Below are 14,916 nucleotides of genomic sequence, written 5' to 3' on the forward strand. Positions count from 1 at the left end.
AAGCAGAGGGAACGGCAGTGAAGAACAAGGCATACGCCAAGCAGCTCAAGCGTCTCCACGGTGAACTGGTCGAGTTGCAGGAATGGGTCAAGCAGTCGGGAGCGAAGGTCTGCATCGTCTTTGAGGGTCGCGACTCGGCGGGCAAGGGTGGAGTCATCAAGGCGATCACCGAACGGGTGAGCCCGCGAGTGTTCAGGGTGGTGGCCCTCCCGGCACCGACCGAGCGCGAGAAGAGCCAGATGTACGTTCAGCGTTACCTCCCGCATCTCCCGGCGGGGGGCGAGGTGGTGATCTTCGACCGGAGCTGGTACAACCGGGCCGGCGTCGAACGGGTGTTCGGCTTCTGCACCACGCAGGAGGTCCGGGAGTTCCTCGGCCTCGTCCCGTCCGTCGAGAAACTGATCACCGACTCCGGCATCATCCTGCTGAAGTACTGGCTTGACGTAAGTCCCGAGCAGCAGACGCTTCGGCTGGAGAGCCGGATCAACGATCCGCGCAAGATCTGGAAGCTCTCCGACATGGACATCGCTTCCTACCGCCGATGGGATCAGTACACCAAGGCGCGCGACGACATGCTGACGCAGACCGACAGCGAATGGGCGCCATGGCGCACCGTGCGCAGCGACGACAAGAAATCGGCGCGTCTGAACATCATTGCCGACATCCTCTCGCGAGTGCCCTACCAGCCGCTGGACAGGACGGTCACCACGCTTCCCAAGCGCTCGGTCATACCCGATCCCAACCCCGACATCGTCGACAGCCGGCTCGTCGAGACTCGCTACCAAGCATGACCGGCAGTACCCGCATCCTGTTGCGAGGGGCTCACGCCGGTCTGTTGAGAGCGTGCCTGACGGCGAGGGAGGGCCAACGGTGAGCGACGTCACCCGTGTTCTGCTCGACAACAGGGCGCGGATCCGTGAGGTCTACGAGGTGTTGGCCCGCTACGGCTTGGGCGCACTGGCTGACCACGCGGCCGCAGCCGCCGCCGGCGGAGATCGGACACTGCTGGTCGAGCGCCGGCTGGCAGCCTCGGTCGACCCGGTGGTGGCAGCGATGTCGCCGGGCGAGCGTGTTGGGGCAGCGCTGGTCGCCCTGGGGCCGACCTTCGTGAAGCTCGGGCAGATGCTCTCACAGAGACCGGACGTGGTGGGCTCCGAGATCGCGCAGGCGCTCGAGGCCCTTCAGGCATCGGTGCCGGCCGACCCGCCGGGCTCTGCGGAGCAGCGGATCGCGGACGAACTGGGTGCGCCGGTGACCGAGTTGTTCGCCGAGTTCGAGCCCGTACCGATCGCGTCGGCCTCCATCGGCCAGGTGCACCGGGCAATGCTCGTCGACTCGCGCCGCGTGGTCGTCAAGGTGATGCACTCAGGGGCTGAGCGGAACGTGATCGCCGACCTCGAGCTGATGTCCGCGCTGGCGGCGTATGCCGCGGGTGCCGACCCCGGGTTGGCGGCTCATCATCCGGTCGAACTGATCGCCCAGTTCGCCACCATGATGCGCGACGCCATCGACCTGCGGGTCGAGCTTGCCTCGATGCAGCACTTCGAGGCCGCGTTCGCGGGGGAAGACGAACTCACCATCCCGCATCCCCACCCCGACTTGTCGAGCCGGGGCGTGCTCACGATGGACCTGATCGAGGGGTACCCGGTACGCGACCGGGGCGACCTCGAGGCCGAAGGCTTCGACGTGGACGCCGTCGTGGGCCGCGTCCTGGACATCTACCTCACGATGCTGTTCCGTGACGGGGTCTTCCACGCCGATCCACACCCGGGCAACTTCATGCTGCAGCGTCCAGACCGAATCGCTCTCCTCGACTACGGGGACGTCGGACGGCTGACCTCGACGCGGCAGACCCAGCTGGAGGAGGTCATGCTCGCCCTGGCCGTGCGCGACAATCGGGGGTTTGCGGATCTCGTCCTCGCCATGTGTCAGGCTCCCGCGACGATCGATCGCGAAACCTTCGCCGGCGAGATCGATCTCTGGCTCGCCAAGTACGTCTATGTCGGCATGGGCGAAGGCGATGTCCGTGCCACCATCAACGCCAGTTCGGCGATCCTGCGGAAGTTCGGCCTGCAGCTGCCGCCGGACATGGCGCTGGTGTTCCGGGTCCTCGTCCGGCTCCAGGGGCTCGCCCAGAGCATGGGCGTGCGCACGACCATCGACCGGGCGCTTCAGCCCTACCTGAGCCGGATGGTGCAGCATCGGCTCGATCCGCGCCGGATCGCCGGTGAACTGGCCGGGGTGATGCGCAGCTGGCACAGCCTTGCCCGATCGTTCCCCAACGATCTGAGCAACGTCCTGCGGCAGCTCAGCCGTGGCGAGGCGGCGGTGGACATTCGGCTCCATGACCCGGACCGGGTGGCTGACCGCGTGGTCGACGGTCTGGTGGCCGCCAGCGCGCTTCTCGCCGGTGCGTTCCTGTGGTCGAGCGGTGCCAAACCGACGTTGAAGGGCCTTCCGCTACCTGGGCTGATCGCCACCGGGATCGGCGTCGGCACGTGGCTCGGAATGATCTCTCAGCGCGGCGAGGGCAGGACGAAGGCGGCATCGGTGCCGATAGCGGTGACCCGCGCAGTTCGACACGCACGCCGGAAGAGGCCGATGGATTCGCCCGGAGCGGCCGACTCAGGGCGCTCCTGACCAGGGGCACAAGCTGACAGCCAGCCTGTTGTGCCGCACCTCACGGCCGAGATGTCTCGCGGGGACGGTCCCCGCGGATTCAGAAAGGATACGAAGATGGGCAAGAGCAAGAAGGACAAGAAGAAGGACAAGAAGAAGGGCAAGAAGAAGTAGGCCCAACGGTCTCGGGTCCCCCGCACGTCCGTACGCTCTGGCGCACACAAACTCTCATTGTTGCCAGAGTGGAGGCAGTCCGGGGGCACCCGAGTCTGCCGACAACTCTAGGCCGGCTCGCTCGCTCGGGAGCAGACCTCGCTGGGCGTCGGAGCTGCGGGTGGCATGCGTGGATCTGCGGAGGTAGCGCCAGCTGAGCGTTGCGGTGGCCAAGGCTGCGACGGTGGCCGAACCGACGCGGGGCAGGGTTCTTCTACCGATACGTCATCTGACTGGCCGCCACGCTCTGGGCCATCGGGCGCTGTTCCGGTGGCGGAGGCCAAGCTCTGCCCCTCATCTGCCCCACGAGCCTGACGCAGCGACCCGAAAACTGTACAAATCACGTAGTGAGGGCCATGTTGGCTCGTGCCCCACGGTAGGTTCGACTCCTCCCTCGCGCATCGTAAGGTGCCCTTGACAAGGGAAAACACAGAAACGCGAATCCTCTCTCGTGATCATTATTGACTAGGCCCGAATCTGTCTGGCTAGGGCTTTCGCTCGGCGTGGTTGGCCGTCTCGGGTCAGGTGAGCCATCTCGTGACCACTCTCACCCCACGGGAATGGCACGGCGAAAGCCGCCTGTGACTAGGTGCGGAAGGCGTTTGGACGTCCCGGGACGGGCCGCTCTGCCCCACGTCTGCCCCACGGCCAGCCGAAGGCTGGTACGGCTCACTGGCTGCGGGGAGAGCCTTGTCTTGCCGGCGATCGAGGGCTGGCGTTGCTGGCCATCGCGCTGCTACGGCCTCGCCCGGTGAGCTTCGTGGACTGGCGACGAGAATCTCAATGACGGAGCGTCCAGATGCGCAGTCTGATGTCGTCCGAGTGCTGCGGACGAGTTCACACGTTCGTCGACGTTTCCGTGTTGACGGCATGTGGCGCTCTGACTCACCGCGTCTTGCGTCGGCGCAGGGGTGGTACCTCAAGGGTGGGGATGGCGCGACGGAGGAACCGGTCGAAGTGGGGGACGGTGAACGCGGCGTAGCCGTGTTCGGGAGTGTAGAGCAGGCCCATGTTGATCAGTTCGGCTCGGGTTGGGCCGAGGTTGGTGGAGGTCCGTCCCATGACGTTGGCGACGTCGCTGGCCTTCTGTGGTGCGCTGCCGAGCTCGGCCATGGCGCGCAGGTAGGCGCGTTGCAGTTCGGTCGCCCGGTCGAGGCGGACGCGGAAGAACGACGCGTCGAGCTTGGCCTCGTACCCCGGCTCGGCGGCGAGGATGTCGTCGCGGGTGATGGCTGGCCCTTCGGCGACCGTCCAGGTCGCGTAGCCGAGTTCCTGGATGAAGTACGGGTAGCCGCCGGTGATCCTGACTGCCTCGTCGAGGGCTTCCGGGGTGTAGTTGACCCCTTCCTCGGCGGCGGGCAGGACGAGGGCCTCCTTGGCGTAGACGGGTTCGAGGTCGCCGAGCTGGGGGAAGGTGAACAGGCGTTCGGCGTAGGACTTGGCGTCGCCGGCGAGTTCGGCGATCTGGGGCAGTCCGGCCGCGACCATCGTGATCGGGAGCGCGCGCTGGACCATTTTGTGGAGGGCCTGGATGAGCGCCTCCAGCTGGGACGGCTTCAGGAACTGCACCTCGTCGAACAGCAGGACGACGCCCTTGCCGTGCTCCTTTGCGGTCTCGCCGACGGCCAGGAACAGGTCGGTCAGGTCCAGGGTCAGGTCGAGGTGGTCGGCGAAGCCCTCAGCGGCCTGAACGTCGAGCCCAGCGGTCCACGTGCCCATCGGATCGACGCTGACCGAGAACGACTTCAGGACAGCGGCAGCGTGCCTGGCCCGCTCCGTCCACCGGACGCGTGGCGACAGCTCGAGCAGGGCCGAACGCATCCGGACGGCGATGTCGCGCCGGAACTCGGTGTCGTCGTGCTTGCTGACCTCGAGTTCAACGACCACCCAGTCCCGGGCGAGCGCCTCTTGCCGGAACAGCCCGAGCAGCACGGTCTTGCCGACACCGCGAAGGCCGCTGACGATCATCGACTGCTCGCTGCGTCCCTTCTCGATCCGGGCCAGCAGCAGGTCGAAAGACTCCAGCTGGTCGTTCCGTCCGACGAGCGCCTGGGGTTGCGCCCCCGCGTTCGGCGTGTACGGGTTGAGGATGGCCTTCACATCGGAGACCTTACAGGTCTTAGGATACTTTATCTAGAGAAGATAAAGCGCCCTAAAGCCGTTAAGGGCGTTCTGTCGCACGAGGCGCCCGCCTGAACAGATGGCTGAGGGGCCTCAGGGACCCATACCTCGGCCTGGCGGCTTCTTTGGTTCCGGGCGGAGCGGCGTGTGCACTCGGGTGACTTGTCCGAGGCAGCCCCTATGTTGTTGTCCTGCGGGGAGGTGAGCATGACGGAAGAACAGCCAGAGTCCGACGAGGGTCGCTCGCCGCTGTCGCCCTGGGACATGCTGGGGCTTCCCGGTCAGGTTCAGTGCGCCTCCTTCATCGGCCGCGAAGTTCGCAATACTGACGCCGAGCGGCTGGGGGCGGTTCGAGTGAAGAATGTCGCCTTGCTCGCTCTGGTGCCGTAGCTGGGTCGGGTTGACGAGCACCCTAGCCAGCACTCTCCGTGTCGGCGACCGCGAAATCCTGCCCCTCGTCTGCCCCACGCGCCTCGTCCGACAGCAGACGAACTGTACATAATGCCTAGTCAAACGCAGGTTGGCTCGTGCCCCGCGGTAGGTTCAACTCCTCTCTCGCGCACCGTAAGGTGCTGCTGACTAGGGCAAACAGTCAGGGCCATCGCCATGTCCGGGGCCTTTCACAACATGCGCTCAACATCTCTGAGGGCCGGGGGCGCTGTTGTCGGCAGAAGGATGCTGTCGTCCGGCTGACCCGGATCATCGCCGGACGGATTCGCACGGACCCAGGGGCTCTCACACGCTGGGGCTTGCGACTCTTTCCGGGTTCGGTGGCGCCGGCGCGACGCGTAGTCGCGAGACGGTCGCGCCCACGGCTCGCCTCGGCAAGGCCGCCATGTGTTGGTGGGCGGTCGTGTGAATAGCTCTCAGAGAGGTCGACCTTGGCCAAGGCCTCGCGGCGTCCGGTGGCCGGCGAAAGTCGGCTCAGTTGGGCATCAGCACGGCGTCGACGACGTGAATGACACCGTTGCTCGCCATGATGTCGGTCTGGGTGACCTTCACGGTGTTGCCCGCGCCGTCCACAAGGCTGACACCGTCATCGCCGACCTTGACGGTGAAGGTGCCGCCCTCCAGCGTCTTCACCTCCTTGCCGTCCAGACCCATCACCTGATCCGCGGTCACTTCTCCGGCCACCACGTGGTAGGTCAGGATCTTGGTGAGTAGCTTCTTGTCCGCGAGGACCTTGTCGAGGGTGCCCTTCGGCAGGGTGGCGAACGCCTCGTCCGTCGGCGCGAACACCGTGAACGGCCCCGGGCCCTTGAGGGTGTCGACCAGGCCAGCCGCGGTGAGCGCCTTCGTCAGGGTGGTGAAGTCGCCGGCCGCGATCGTGGTGTCGACGATGTCCTTGGCCTGCGCCGATGGCGACGGCGAAGGGGTCATCGTCGGAGTCGACGATGCCGCGGACGGAGGCATCGTCGAAACGGAGGGCGTTGGCGTACCGCCGGAGCAACCGGACAGCACGGTGATGCTGAGAACAACCCCAGCGGCGAGGAGTCGCTTCATGTCGAGAGCCTTTCTGGTCGACGGTCTTGCCTGCACTTCGCCGCCGGGTGGCCCCGCAGATGCGCGCAGGCCAGTTCCTTCGTGATCTTGCTTACCTGTGCATCCGTGGGCCAGCCCAACAACGAAGACCGGATGAGTTGCCCGACCCGGGCAGCCACCACAGAAGGGACGAAGCCATGAAACTGCGACGCATGCTGGCCGGTCTGCTGGTCTCGCTACTGGGCGCCTCGCTCGCCTCCGGGCTGGTCGCATCCCCCGCCCGGGCGGCCGAGCCGGTGGGAACGCAAAGCCTGGCGGCCGTGTTGCTGGCGGAAGGAAACGGCACCTTCGACCGCAATTGGGGTGACTACGACATCGTCACCCAGGCCGTGCTGGCTGTTCTGGCAGCCAAGCCCGACAGCCCGGTGAAGGTGCTCACCGACGGCTCGGTGGCGCTGACCGCGTTTCTCCCGAACGACCGGGCGTTCCAGCTCCTGGCGTTCGACGTCACCCGCCGCTGGTACACCTCGGAGGAGAAGGTGTTCACCGTTCTGGCCGGCAAGCTCGGCATCGACGCGATCGAGAGCGTTCTGCTCTACCACGTCGTCCCGGGTGCGACCATCACCGCGAAGGACGCGGTCAACGCCGACGGTGCGAAGCTGACCACAGCTCTGGGCCCGACCATCACGGTGGACGTGGTGAGCAAGCGGCTGCCCCTGATCGTGCTGAAGGATCGGGATCGCAACGACGCCAACCCGGTGGTGCTGCCGTGGGCGCTCGACATCAATCGGGGCAACGTCCAGATCGCGCACGGCATCGCTCTGGTCCTGCGCCCGTCGGACCTGTGACCGGTGCCACGGACCCGGTCGTCCCCATCGGACCTTAGGCTGGGTGCGTGCAGACCGACGACGGCGGGGACCTCGGCGACGAGGCCCTCGCCGTTCGGCTGCGTTCGGGGGACCACGAAGCTTTCGAGCAGGCGTATGCCGCCCACAGCCGGCTGGTCTACAGCTTGGCGTTGCGCGGCCTCGGCTCGCCCGACGACGCCGAGGAGGCCACCCAGCAGGTGTTCGTCGCTGCGTGGCGCGGACGCGAACACCTGGACTCGACCCGGGGGAGCCTGGCCGGCTGGCTGGTCGGCATCACCCGGCATGTGATCGCGGACGCCCTCCGGCAGCGGTCCCGCACTCTCCGGAACCTGCAGGTCGTCGCGGAGCGGGGAGATTCCCCGGCAGCTGGCGGCGTGGACGCTGCCGTCGTCCAGCAACTCGTGGTCGCTCACGCGCTCGCCAGACTCGGTGAACCGCGGCGGACCGTGGTGCGCCTGGCGGTGCTGGAGGAACGGACGCATGAGCAGATAGCGAGTGAACTGGGGATGGCACTGGGCACGGTGAAGAGCCATGTACGGCGTGGCCTGCTCCAGTTGCGCGGCATCATGGGGGAGGTGGCGAACGATGCATCCTGATCAAGAGTTGCTGGCGGCCCTCGCATTGGGCGAGACGATACCCACCGAGGCCGCCGCGCACGCGCTCGAATGTCCGACGTGTGCAGCGGAGGTGGCGGAACTTCGGCACACCGCGGCCCTCGCCCGCGCGTCCCGTCAGGCCGACCTGCTCGCTCCCCCGACCTCGGTGTGGGCGGCGATCGCGGCCAGGACCGCGAACGACCAGTCCGAGCCGGCCGGGCTCGAACGCGACGACACCGAGCAGGCTGATTCCGGGATCCCTGGCGTGGCTGGCGACGAGCTCGCCGTCCGCAGGGCCCGCCGACGCGGGGTACGGCGCTGGGTTCTCGCCGGAACGGCGGCCGGCGTAGCGCTCGGCGTGCTCGGCACTCAGGTGGTGGGCGCCCTGCGGAGTCCTGAACCGACCGTGGTGGCGTCCGCGCCACTGAAGACTCTGGACGGCGCCACGCTCGGCGGGGACGCCGAACTGGTCGACAAGCCGACAGGGCTCACCCTGAGGCTGAGCGTGGAACCCCTGGACGCGAAGGGGGGCTACCTCGAGGTCTGGCTGATCAACACCGATCTCACCCGGATGGTGTCGGTCGGCGTGCTGCCGAACAACGACACCACAGCAACGTTCCTTGTCGCGCCCGGGATGATGGACCAGGGCTACCGGATCATCGACATCTCTCGCGAGCAGTTCGACGACCGCCCGCAACACTCCGGCGACAGCCTGCTCCGCGGCACCCTGGCCTGACGTCGACCAGGTGGCGAGGGTGAGGATGATGCCGGCGGCGTGGGCGGGAGTGCGGTGGCCGGTGTGGTCGTTGAAGTCGTGGCGACGTAGCCGGGGATGACGGCGCTGACCTTTCTTACCACTACCGCCAGACGCCCGGGCTTCCTAGGCTGGAACCAGCCCGTGGAGAGGGAGGCGGCCGTGAACGGCGTCGCCGGGGAAACCACCGCCGCGAGCAGACGGCGGCTTCGTCGTGGTGCGGCGAGAGTGGCTGTCGCCATGACCATGGCCGTGGCCGGCTCGGTGGCGCTCGCGCCCCCCGTCCATGCCATCGCCTCCCGCACCGTCGCGTTCTACAGCATGGACGAGGCGCGGGGGGCGACGGTGCTGCGCGACTCGTCCGGGAACGGTCGCGACGGGACGATCGGCGCCGACGTGACGTCCGGCGTGGTCGTGGCCGGCGCGACCGCGCAGCGATTCGCCACGCACCTGCCCAGTGACGGCGCCTTCCCCGGCCACGTCGACCGCGTCCCGGCGACCACAGCCTTCAATCCCGACACCGGCGACTTCTCGATCGAGGTGCGACTGCGCACCACCTACCCGTTCGGCAACATCATGCAGAAGGGCCAGGGGACGGCCGCTGGCGGCTACTGGAAGCTGGAGAACCCGGCGGGCAAGCCGCGCTGCCTGTTCCGGGGCAGCAACGGCGAGTCCCGGACGGGCTACTCCACGGTCGAGATCGATGACGGCCAGTGGCACGTGATCCACTGCAACCGCACGTCGACCTTCGTCGAGATGTACGTCGACGGCGTGCGCCAGAGCCGTCTCACCGGATCCACGGGGACGATCTCCAACTCGTGGGGCCTCTCCATCGGCGGCAAGGGTGAGTGCGACGGGGTGACGGTCACCTGTGACTACTTCGTCGGCGACATCGACTACGTGCGGATCGAGAAGGGCGCCGCCACCACAGCGAACGTCCCACCCGTCGCGGTCTCGGACGTGGACTGCACGGGCCTCATCTGCGCGATGAGCGGATCGGCGTCCACCGACTCCGACGGGGCGATCCAGCGCTACGCCTGGAGCTTCGGTGACGGTTCCGCCTACGACGGCGTCAGCGTCCCGACCGTCACGCACACCTACGCGTCCGCAGGCACCTACACGGTGACGCTGACCGTCACCGACGACAGGGGCGCGTCGTCCGCGACGACGCGACAGGTCTCCGTTGCGCCTGCCGCGGAGACCATCTCCTTCGTCGGCCAGTCCACGAGCAACGCCAACGCGACCACCCACAGCGTCGTCGTGCCCGGCGCGGTCAGGGCCGGGGACACCCTGCTGCTGTTCGTCAGCCAGAACAACTCGGCGACCCTCAGCGGCCCCACCGGCGTCACCGGCTGGACCCGGCTGGACCGGGTGGCGCAGGGCTACGGGGCCACGACCGCCTGGGTGAAGGTGGCCGCGGCTGGTGACGCCGGGGCCGCCGCCCGGGTCAGCTTCTCCAGCACCTCGAAGGCCAACGTCGTGCTGGCCGCCTACCACGGCACCGATCCCGGCGCGCCCGTCGACGCGTTCGCGGGGATGGGCGATCCGGTGAGTTCGGCCGCCCGGGTGACGCCGATGTCTGCGGTGACGCACGCCCGGAGTTGGGCGGTGTCGTACTGGATGCACGGCGACTCCACGTCCACCAGCCTGGCTCCCCCGTCCGACGTCGCGGTGCGCAGCAACGGCTCCCAGACCGGAAGTGGGCGGGTCACCGGCCTGCTCGCGGACACGGCGGCAGGCCTGCCGACGGCCCCGTACGGCGGCAAGGTCGCGACGGGGGCGACCGCCAGCACGACCAACACCACGTGGACGGTGATCCTGCGGCCCGACGACGGCGGGACGCAGAACGAGCCGCCGACGGCGTCGTTCCAGGTGGACTGCGCCGACCTGACCTGCACCTTCGACGGTTCCGCCTCCAACGACCCCGACGGCGCGCTGGCGTCCTACGCCTGGGAGTTCGGCGACGGCGACACCAGGACGACCTCGAACTCCACCGTGTCGCACACCTACGCCGCGGCGGGCAGCTACGAGGCGCGGCTCGTGGTCACCGACGACGGAGGGCTGACCGACGGCACGACACGAACCTTCGACGTGTCCGCCCCGCCGCCGGAGCCGAGTTCCGTGGACTTCGTGGCCGCCGCCAGCGCGAACGCGACCGCCAGCACCCACACCGTGACCGTGCCGGCCGCGGTGCGGGCAGGGGACACCCTCCTGCTCTACCTGGGGATCGCCTCCGCATCGACGATCACCGACCCGGCCGGGGGCTGGCAGCGGCTCGACACGGTCGACAACGACAAGCTGCGCACCAGCGTCTGGTGGAAGACGGCAGCGGCGTCCGATGCGGGCGCGTCCGTGTCGGTCGGGCTCGGGGCGTCCGCCAAGGGCAACCTGATGGTGGCGGCCTATCGCGGCGTGGCGCCCCGGGCCCCCCTCTTCCGGAGTGCGGTCAGCGCGGGGGACAGCGCCGTGCGAACCACCCCGGACGCCCCGGTCGCGGTGGCCGGCTCCTGGGCGGTGTCGTACTGGGCGCACCGGGACGGTTCCACGACGGCGCTCGTGCCGCCGACGGACGTGCAGCCCCGGAGCACCGGAACCCAGAGCGGAGGCGGTCGGGTGACCACGCTGCTGGCCGACTCCGCCGGGTCGGTCGCGACCGGCAGCTACGGCGGCAAGTCGGCCACGGCCGCGGCTACCAGCAGCTACGGAGTGACCTGGACCGTGGTGCTCGCGCCGGAGGGCTGAGGCCGGCTCAGGCGGCGAACGCGCCCGCCCGACGGCGCAGACGCGTCATCGTCACCTGTGGTGATCCGGACGGCGAATCCGTTGCCGCGGAGCACCGGTCCGGTTAGGTTCATGCTGAGCGGGTTGCGCACCACCCTCCACGGCGTTGCACGTGCCCGACGATCCCACAGTGAGGTGACCATGGGTACACCGTCTGCCGAACAGCTACGCACTGCGATCTCGGGGCTGATGCCCGAGATCATCGAGGAGTTGAAGGCGATGGTGGCGATCCCGTCCGTCGCCTTCCCTGCCTTCCCTTCCGAGCCCGTGCTCGCGATGGCGCAACGGGCCGTGGACGCCTTCGCCCGCTACGGCGTCGACGCCCACCTGGAGGAGATCCCGGACGGGTACCCGGCCGTCTGGGCCGAGATCGCCGGGCCGCCGGGAGCCCCGACCGTCCTGCTGTACGGGCACTACGACGTCCAGCCGGCGCCGGCCGACGGCTGGGACTCCGACCCGTGGGTGCCCACCGAGAAGGACGGACGCATCTTCGGACGCGGCGCCGCCGACGACAAGTCGGGCATCGCGATCCACCTGGCCACGCTGGCCGCGTTCGGCGGCCGGCCGCCGGTGAACATCACGCTCGTCCTGGAGGGCGAGGAGGAGACGGTCTCGCACCTGGAGGCCTTCGTCGCCGCGCACCCCGAGCGCTTCGCCGCGGACGTGATGCTGGTGGCCGACATGGGCAACCTGACCGTCGGCGAGCCGGTGCTCTCGACCGGGCTGCGCGGCCACGTGAAGGCGATCGTCGAGGTCGAGACGCTCGCCGACCCGGTGCACTCAGGCCTGTTCGGCGGCGCCGCCCCGGATGCCCTGATGGCCCTGATCAAGCTGCTCGCGACGGTGGCCGGGGACGACGGCGCCTCCGCGATTCCCGGCATCAGCGGGTTCGAGTGGGAGGGCGCCGACTACAGCGAGGAGATGCTGCGCGCCAACGCCGGCGTGCTGGACGGGGTCGAACTGGTCGGCTCCGGACCGATCGCGTCCCGGCTGTGGAGCCGTCCGTCCATCTCGGTGCTGGGCATCGACGCCCCCAGCGTGGACGAGGGCGGCAACGTCCTCCAGCCGCGGGCGCGGGCGGTGGTCGCGATGCGGATCCCGCCCGGCCAGGACCCGGACGCCGCGATGGACGCGCTGGTCGGCTTCCTGGAGGCGAACGTCCCGTGGCACGCGAAGGTGACGGTGACGCCGAACAAGAAGTCGCCGCCGTTCAGCCAGGGGACAGACGGCACCGCGTTCGCCGCGATGCGCGAGGCACTGGCCGAGGCGTACGGCACCGAGGTGGGCCAGGTCGGGTCGGGCGGCTCGATCCCGCTGCTGGACGAACTCCGCAAGGCCAGCCCGGACGCCGACTTCCTGCTCATCGGAGCCGAGGACGCCGAACTCTCCCGGATCCACGGGCCGAACGAGAGCGTGGACGTGACCGAGATCGAGCACATGGCGCTCGCCCAGGCGTTGCTGCTGGCCAGGCTCGGGGATCGCTGACATGACCACCGTGCAGCTCGTCGTGATGATCGCCGAGGCGCTGGTGGTCGTCGGCGCGATCTACATGGGCGTCCGCACCGGCGGGGTCGGGCTCGGCCTGTGGGGTGCGGTGGGCGTCCTCGTGCTGGTGTTCGTGTTCCACGCCCAGCCCGGCTCGATCCCGTCCAGCGCGATCCTGGTCATCATCGCGGTGATCACGGCGGCGTCGGCGATGCAGGCCGCCGGCGGCATCGACTACCTGGTCAGCGTCGCGGAGCGGGTGATCCGCTCGCAGCCGAGGCTCGTGAACTTCCTCGCGCCGCTGACCGCGCTGCTGTTCTGCGCGGCCGCGGGGACCGGCAACATCGTCTTCCCGCTGCTGCCGGTGATCTACGAGGTCGCCTACGGACGCGGCATCCGTCCCGAACGGGTGCTCGGGCCGGCGGTCGCGGCGTCCGGGGTGGCGCTGGCCGCGAGCCCGGTGTCGGCGGCGATGGCGGCGTTCATCGGACTCACGTCCGGGGCGGACGGCGCGCTGGCGCTCGGCCAGATCATGCTGATCACGCTCCCCGCGGCGATCGTGGGGACGCTGGTGTCGGCGCTCGTCTACCTGAAGTGGGGTCCGGACCTCGCCGATGACCCGGTCTACCAGCAGCGGCTGGCCAGCGGCGAGCTGGACGCCCCGTCCGCCGCCGAGACCGGGGACACGCCGCTGCGCCCGCGCGCGAAGCCGGCGTCGCTGGTGTTCCTCGGTGGCGTGCTGCTGGTCGTCGTCCTGGGCGCGTTCGGGTCCCTGCTGCCGAGCTGGGACGTGAACGGATCGACCGTCCGCCTCGACATGACGAGCCTGCTGATCATGGTGATGCTGGGCGTGGCGCTCGCCGTGATGGTGGTCGGGCAGATCAAGCCGGCCGACATCCTGGACGCCCCGCTGACGAAGTCGGGGCTGACCGCGATCATCGCGCTGCTGGGCATCGCGTGGCTGGCCAACACGTTCATCGACTCCAACTCGACGTTCATCATCGGCGGGCTGAGCGACCTGACCGAGCACGCACCGTGGTTCCTCGCGGTCGGCATCTTCCTGGTCGCGGCGATGACGACGAGCCAGTCGGCGTCCGTGAACTCGATGATCCCGCTGGGGCTCAGCCTGGGCATCCCGGTCGGGTTCCTGGCCGCGTACCTGCCGGCGATGGGCGGGGTGATGACGCTGCCGGCGAACGGCTCGCAGCTGGCGGCTGTCGAGATTGACCGCACCGGCAGCACCCGGATCGGCAAGTACGTGGTGAACCACTCGTTCATCGTGCCCACGCTGGTCAGCTGTGCGGTCTCGGTCGCCGTGGCCATCGGGATCGCCTCGCTCGTCCACTGAGCGTGGGCGGGCTCCCGACGGAGAGTCGTCGCTCGGGGCGGGCGGTTCGGGGGCAATCAGTGATCGTTCGCCCTCTGCCGGTCGTGGTCATCGAGGGCCACTGTTGCGGTCGAGGGCATGTGTCTGGACAGGGGCTGTCGACGGGAAGGGTGGCTCTCGGCGCGAGGGTGTGACGGGTGTGCGGTTGCCCTTTCCTGTCATCCCGGCGAAGGCCGGGATCTCGGTGAGGGTGGCTCGGCTGTCTTCCGGGGATCCCGGGTCAAGCCCGGGATGACAGGGGATGGGGCTGCCGTGGTCGTCCGCCCTCTGTCGGGTTGTCGTCGAGGGCCACTGTTCCCGTCGAGGGCCTGTGTCTGGACAAGGGCTGTCGACGGGAAGGGTGGCTTTCGAGCGGGTAGGTGGACGGGTGCGCGGTCGTCCCGTCCTGTCATCCCGGCGAAAGCCGGGATCTCGGTGAGGGTGGCTCGGCTGTCTACCGGGGATCCCGGGTCAAGCCCGGGATGACAAGGGAGGGGCTGCCGGTCGCTCTCGTCGAGGGCCACCGTCCCGCGTCGAGGGCCACTGTTCCGGTCGAGGGCCTGTGTCTGGACAGGGGCTGTCGACGGGAAGGGGGGCTCTCGGCGCGAGGGTGTGACGGGTGCGCGGTCG

At 68.8% G+C, this 14,916-nt stretch carries 11 protein-coding genes; 9 read left to right on the forward strand and 2 right to left on the reverse strand.

Features of this window, described 5'->3' with window-relative positions; genetic code table 11:
• Positions 1-17 precede the first annotated feature (17 nt).
• Both ppk2 and QM779_RS14660 read left to right on the forward strand, forming a co-directional pair.
• On the forward strand, positions 18-791 hold the full coding sequence (gene ppk2, locus QM779_RS14655; protein WP_428536496.1) for a polyphosphate kinase 2: 774 nt from the start codon (positions 18-20) through the stop codon (positions 789-791).
• A gap of 79 nt (positions 792-870) precedes the next feature.
• Entirely contained in the window at positions 871-2,640 is a 1,770-nt protein-coding gene (locus QM779_RS14660; RefSeq protein ID WP_428536498.1) for an ABC1 kinase family protein, read from the forward strand.
• Positions 2,641-3,717: 1,077 nt separating this feature from the next.
• Here the strand turns inward: QM779_RS14660 and QM779_RS14665 are convergent.
• Positions 3,718-4,932 carry an ATP-binding protein gene (locus QM779_RS14665; RefSeq protein WP_428536500.1) on the reverse strand — a complete coding sequence of 405 codons (1,215 nt, stop codon included), beginning with the start codon at positions 4,930-4,932 and terminating at the stop codon, positions 3,718-3,720.
• A 228-nt stretch (positions 4,933-5,160) separates the two neighbouring features.
• On the opposite strand from QM779_RS14665, the gene QM779_RS14670 reads away from it, so the two are divergent.
• Complete coding sequence (locus tag QM779_RS14670; RefSeq protein WP_428536502.1) at positions 5,161-5,343, forward strand: hypothetical protein; 183 nt, start codon at positions 5,161-5,163, stop codon at positions 5,341-5,343.
• A gap of 534 nt (positions 5,344-5,877) precedes the next feature.
• On the opposite strand, the gene QM779_RS14675 is transcribed toward QM779_RS14670, so the two are convergent.
• Complete coding sequence (locus tag QM779_RS14675; RefSeq protein WP_428536504.1) at positions 5,878-6,333, reverse strand: fasciclin domain-containing protein; 456 nt, start codon at positions 6,331-6,333, stop codon at positions 5,878-5,880.
• A 299-nt stretch (positions 6,334-6,632) separates the two neighbouring features.
• On the opposite strand from QM779_RS14675, the gene QM779_RS14680 reads away from it, so the two are divergent.
• The 6 genes from QM779_RS14680 (at position 6,633) to QM779_RS14705 (ending at position 14,268) form a co-directional block, all read left to right on the forward strand.
• A complete protein-coding gene (locus QM779_RS14680; RefSeq protein ID WP_428536506.1) occupies positions 6,633-7,283 on the forward strand; it encodes a fasciclin domain-containing protein in 651 nt (216 codons plus the stop codon).
• A gap of 47 nt (positions 7,284-7,330) precedes the next feature.
• Positions 7,331-7,900, forward strand: a complete 570-nt coding sequence (locus QM779_RS14685; RefSeq protein ID WP_428536508.1) for an RNA polymerase sigma factor — start codon at positions 7,331-7,333, stop codon at positions 7,898-7,900.
• A complete protein-coding gene (locus QM779_RS14690) occupies positions 7,890-8,636 on the forward strand; it encodes a hypothetical protein (RefSeq protein ID WP_428536510.1) in 747 nt (248 codons plus the stop codon). The genes QM779_RS14685 and QM779_RS14690 overlap by 11 nt, the downstream gene beginning before the upstream one ends.
• A gap of 258 nt (positions 8,637-8,894) precedes the next feature.
• Positions 8,895-11,396 carry a PKD domain-containing protein gene (locus tag QM779_RS14695; protein ID WP_428536512.1) on the forward strand — a complete coding sequence of 834 codons (2,502 nt, stop codon included), beginning with the start codon at positions 8,895-8,897 and terminating at the stop codon, positions 11,394-11,396.
• A gap of 180 nt (positions 11,397-11,576) precedes the next feature.
• A complete protein-coding gene (locus tag QM779_RS14700; RefSeq protein ID WP_428536514.1) occupies positions 11,577-12,920 on the forward strand; it encodes a M20/M25/M40 family metallo-hydrolase in 1,344 nt (447 codons plus the stop codon).
• Between the two features lies 1 nt (position 12,921).
• Positions 12,922-14,268, forward strand: coding sequence for an anaerobic C4-dicarboxylate transporter family protein (locus QM779_RS14705; protein WP_428536516.1), 1,347 nt, complete (start codon positions 12,922-12,924; stop codon positions 14,266-14,268).
• Positions 14,269-14,916 lie beyond the last annotated feature (648 nt).

It is taken from the genome of Propionicimonas sp. (assembly GCF_049840635.1).
GTDB lineage: Bacteria > Actinomycetota > Actinomycetes > Propionibacteriales > Propionibacteriaceae > Propionicimonas.

Bases quoted from the DNA above. Each gene is read 5' to 3' on its own strand.
- QM779_RS14690 (WP_428536510.1), top strand. From the start codon at position 7,890: ATGCATCCTGATCAAGAGTTGCTGGCGGCCCTCGCATTGGGCGAGACG.
- QM779_RS14675 (WP_428536504.1), bottom strand. From the start codon at position 6,333: ATGACCCCTTCGCCGTCGCCATCGGCGCAGGCCAAGGACATCGTCGAC.
- QM779_RS14695 (WP_428536512.1), top strand. From the start codon at position 8,895: ATGACCATGGCCGTGGCCGGCTCGGTGGCGCTCGCGCCCCCCGTCCAT.
- QM779_RS14680 (WP_428536506.1), top strand. From the start codon at position 6,633: ATGAAACTGCGACGCATGCTGGCCGGTCTGCTGGTCTCGCTACTGGGC.
- QM779_RS14700 (WP_428536514.1), top strand. From the start codon at position 11,577: ATGGGTACACCGTCTGCCGAACAGCTACGCACTGCGATCTCGGGGCTG.
- QM779_RS14670 (WP_428536502.1), top strand. From the start codon at position 5,161: ATGACGGAAGAACAGCCAGAGTCCGACGAGGGTCGCTCGCCGCTGTCG.
- QM779_RS14705 (WP_428536516.1), top strand. From the start codon at position 12,922: ATGACCACCGTGCAGCTCGTCGTGATGATCGCCGAGGCGCTGGTGGTC.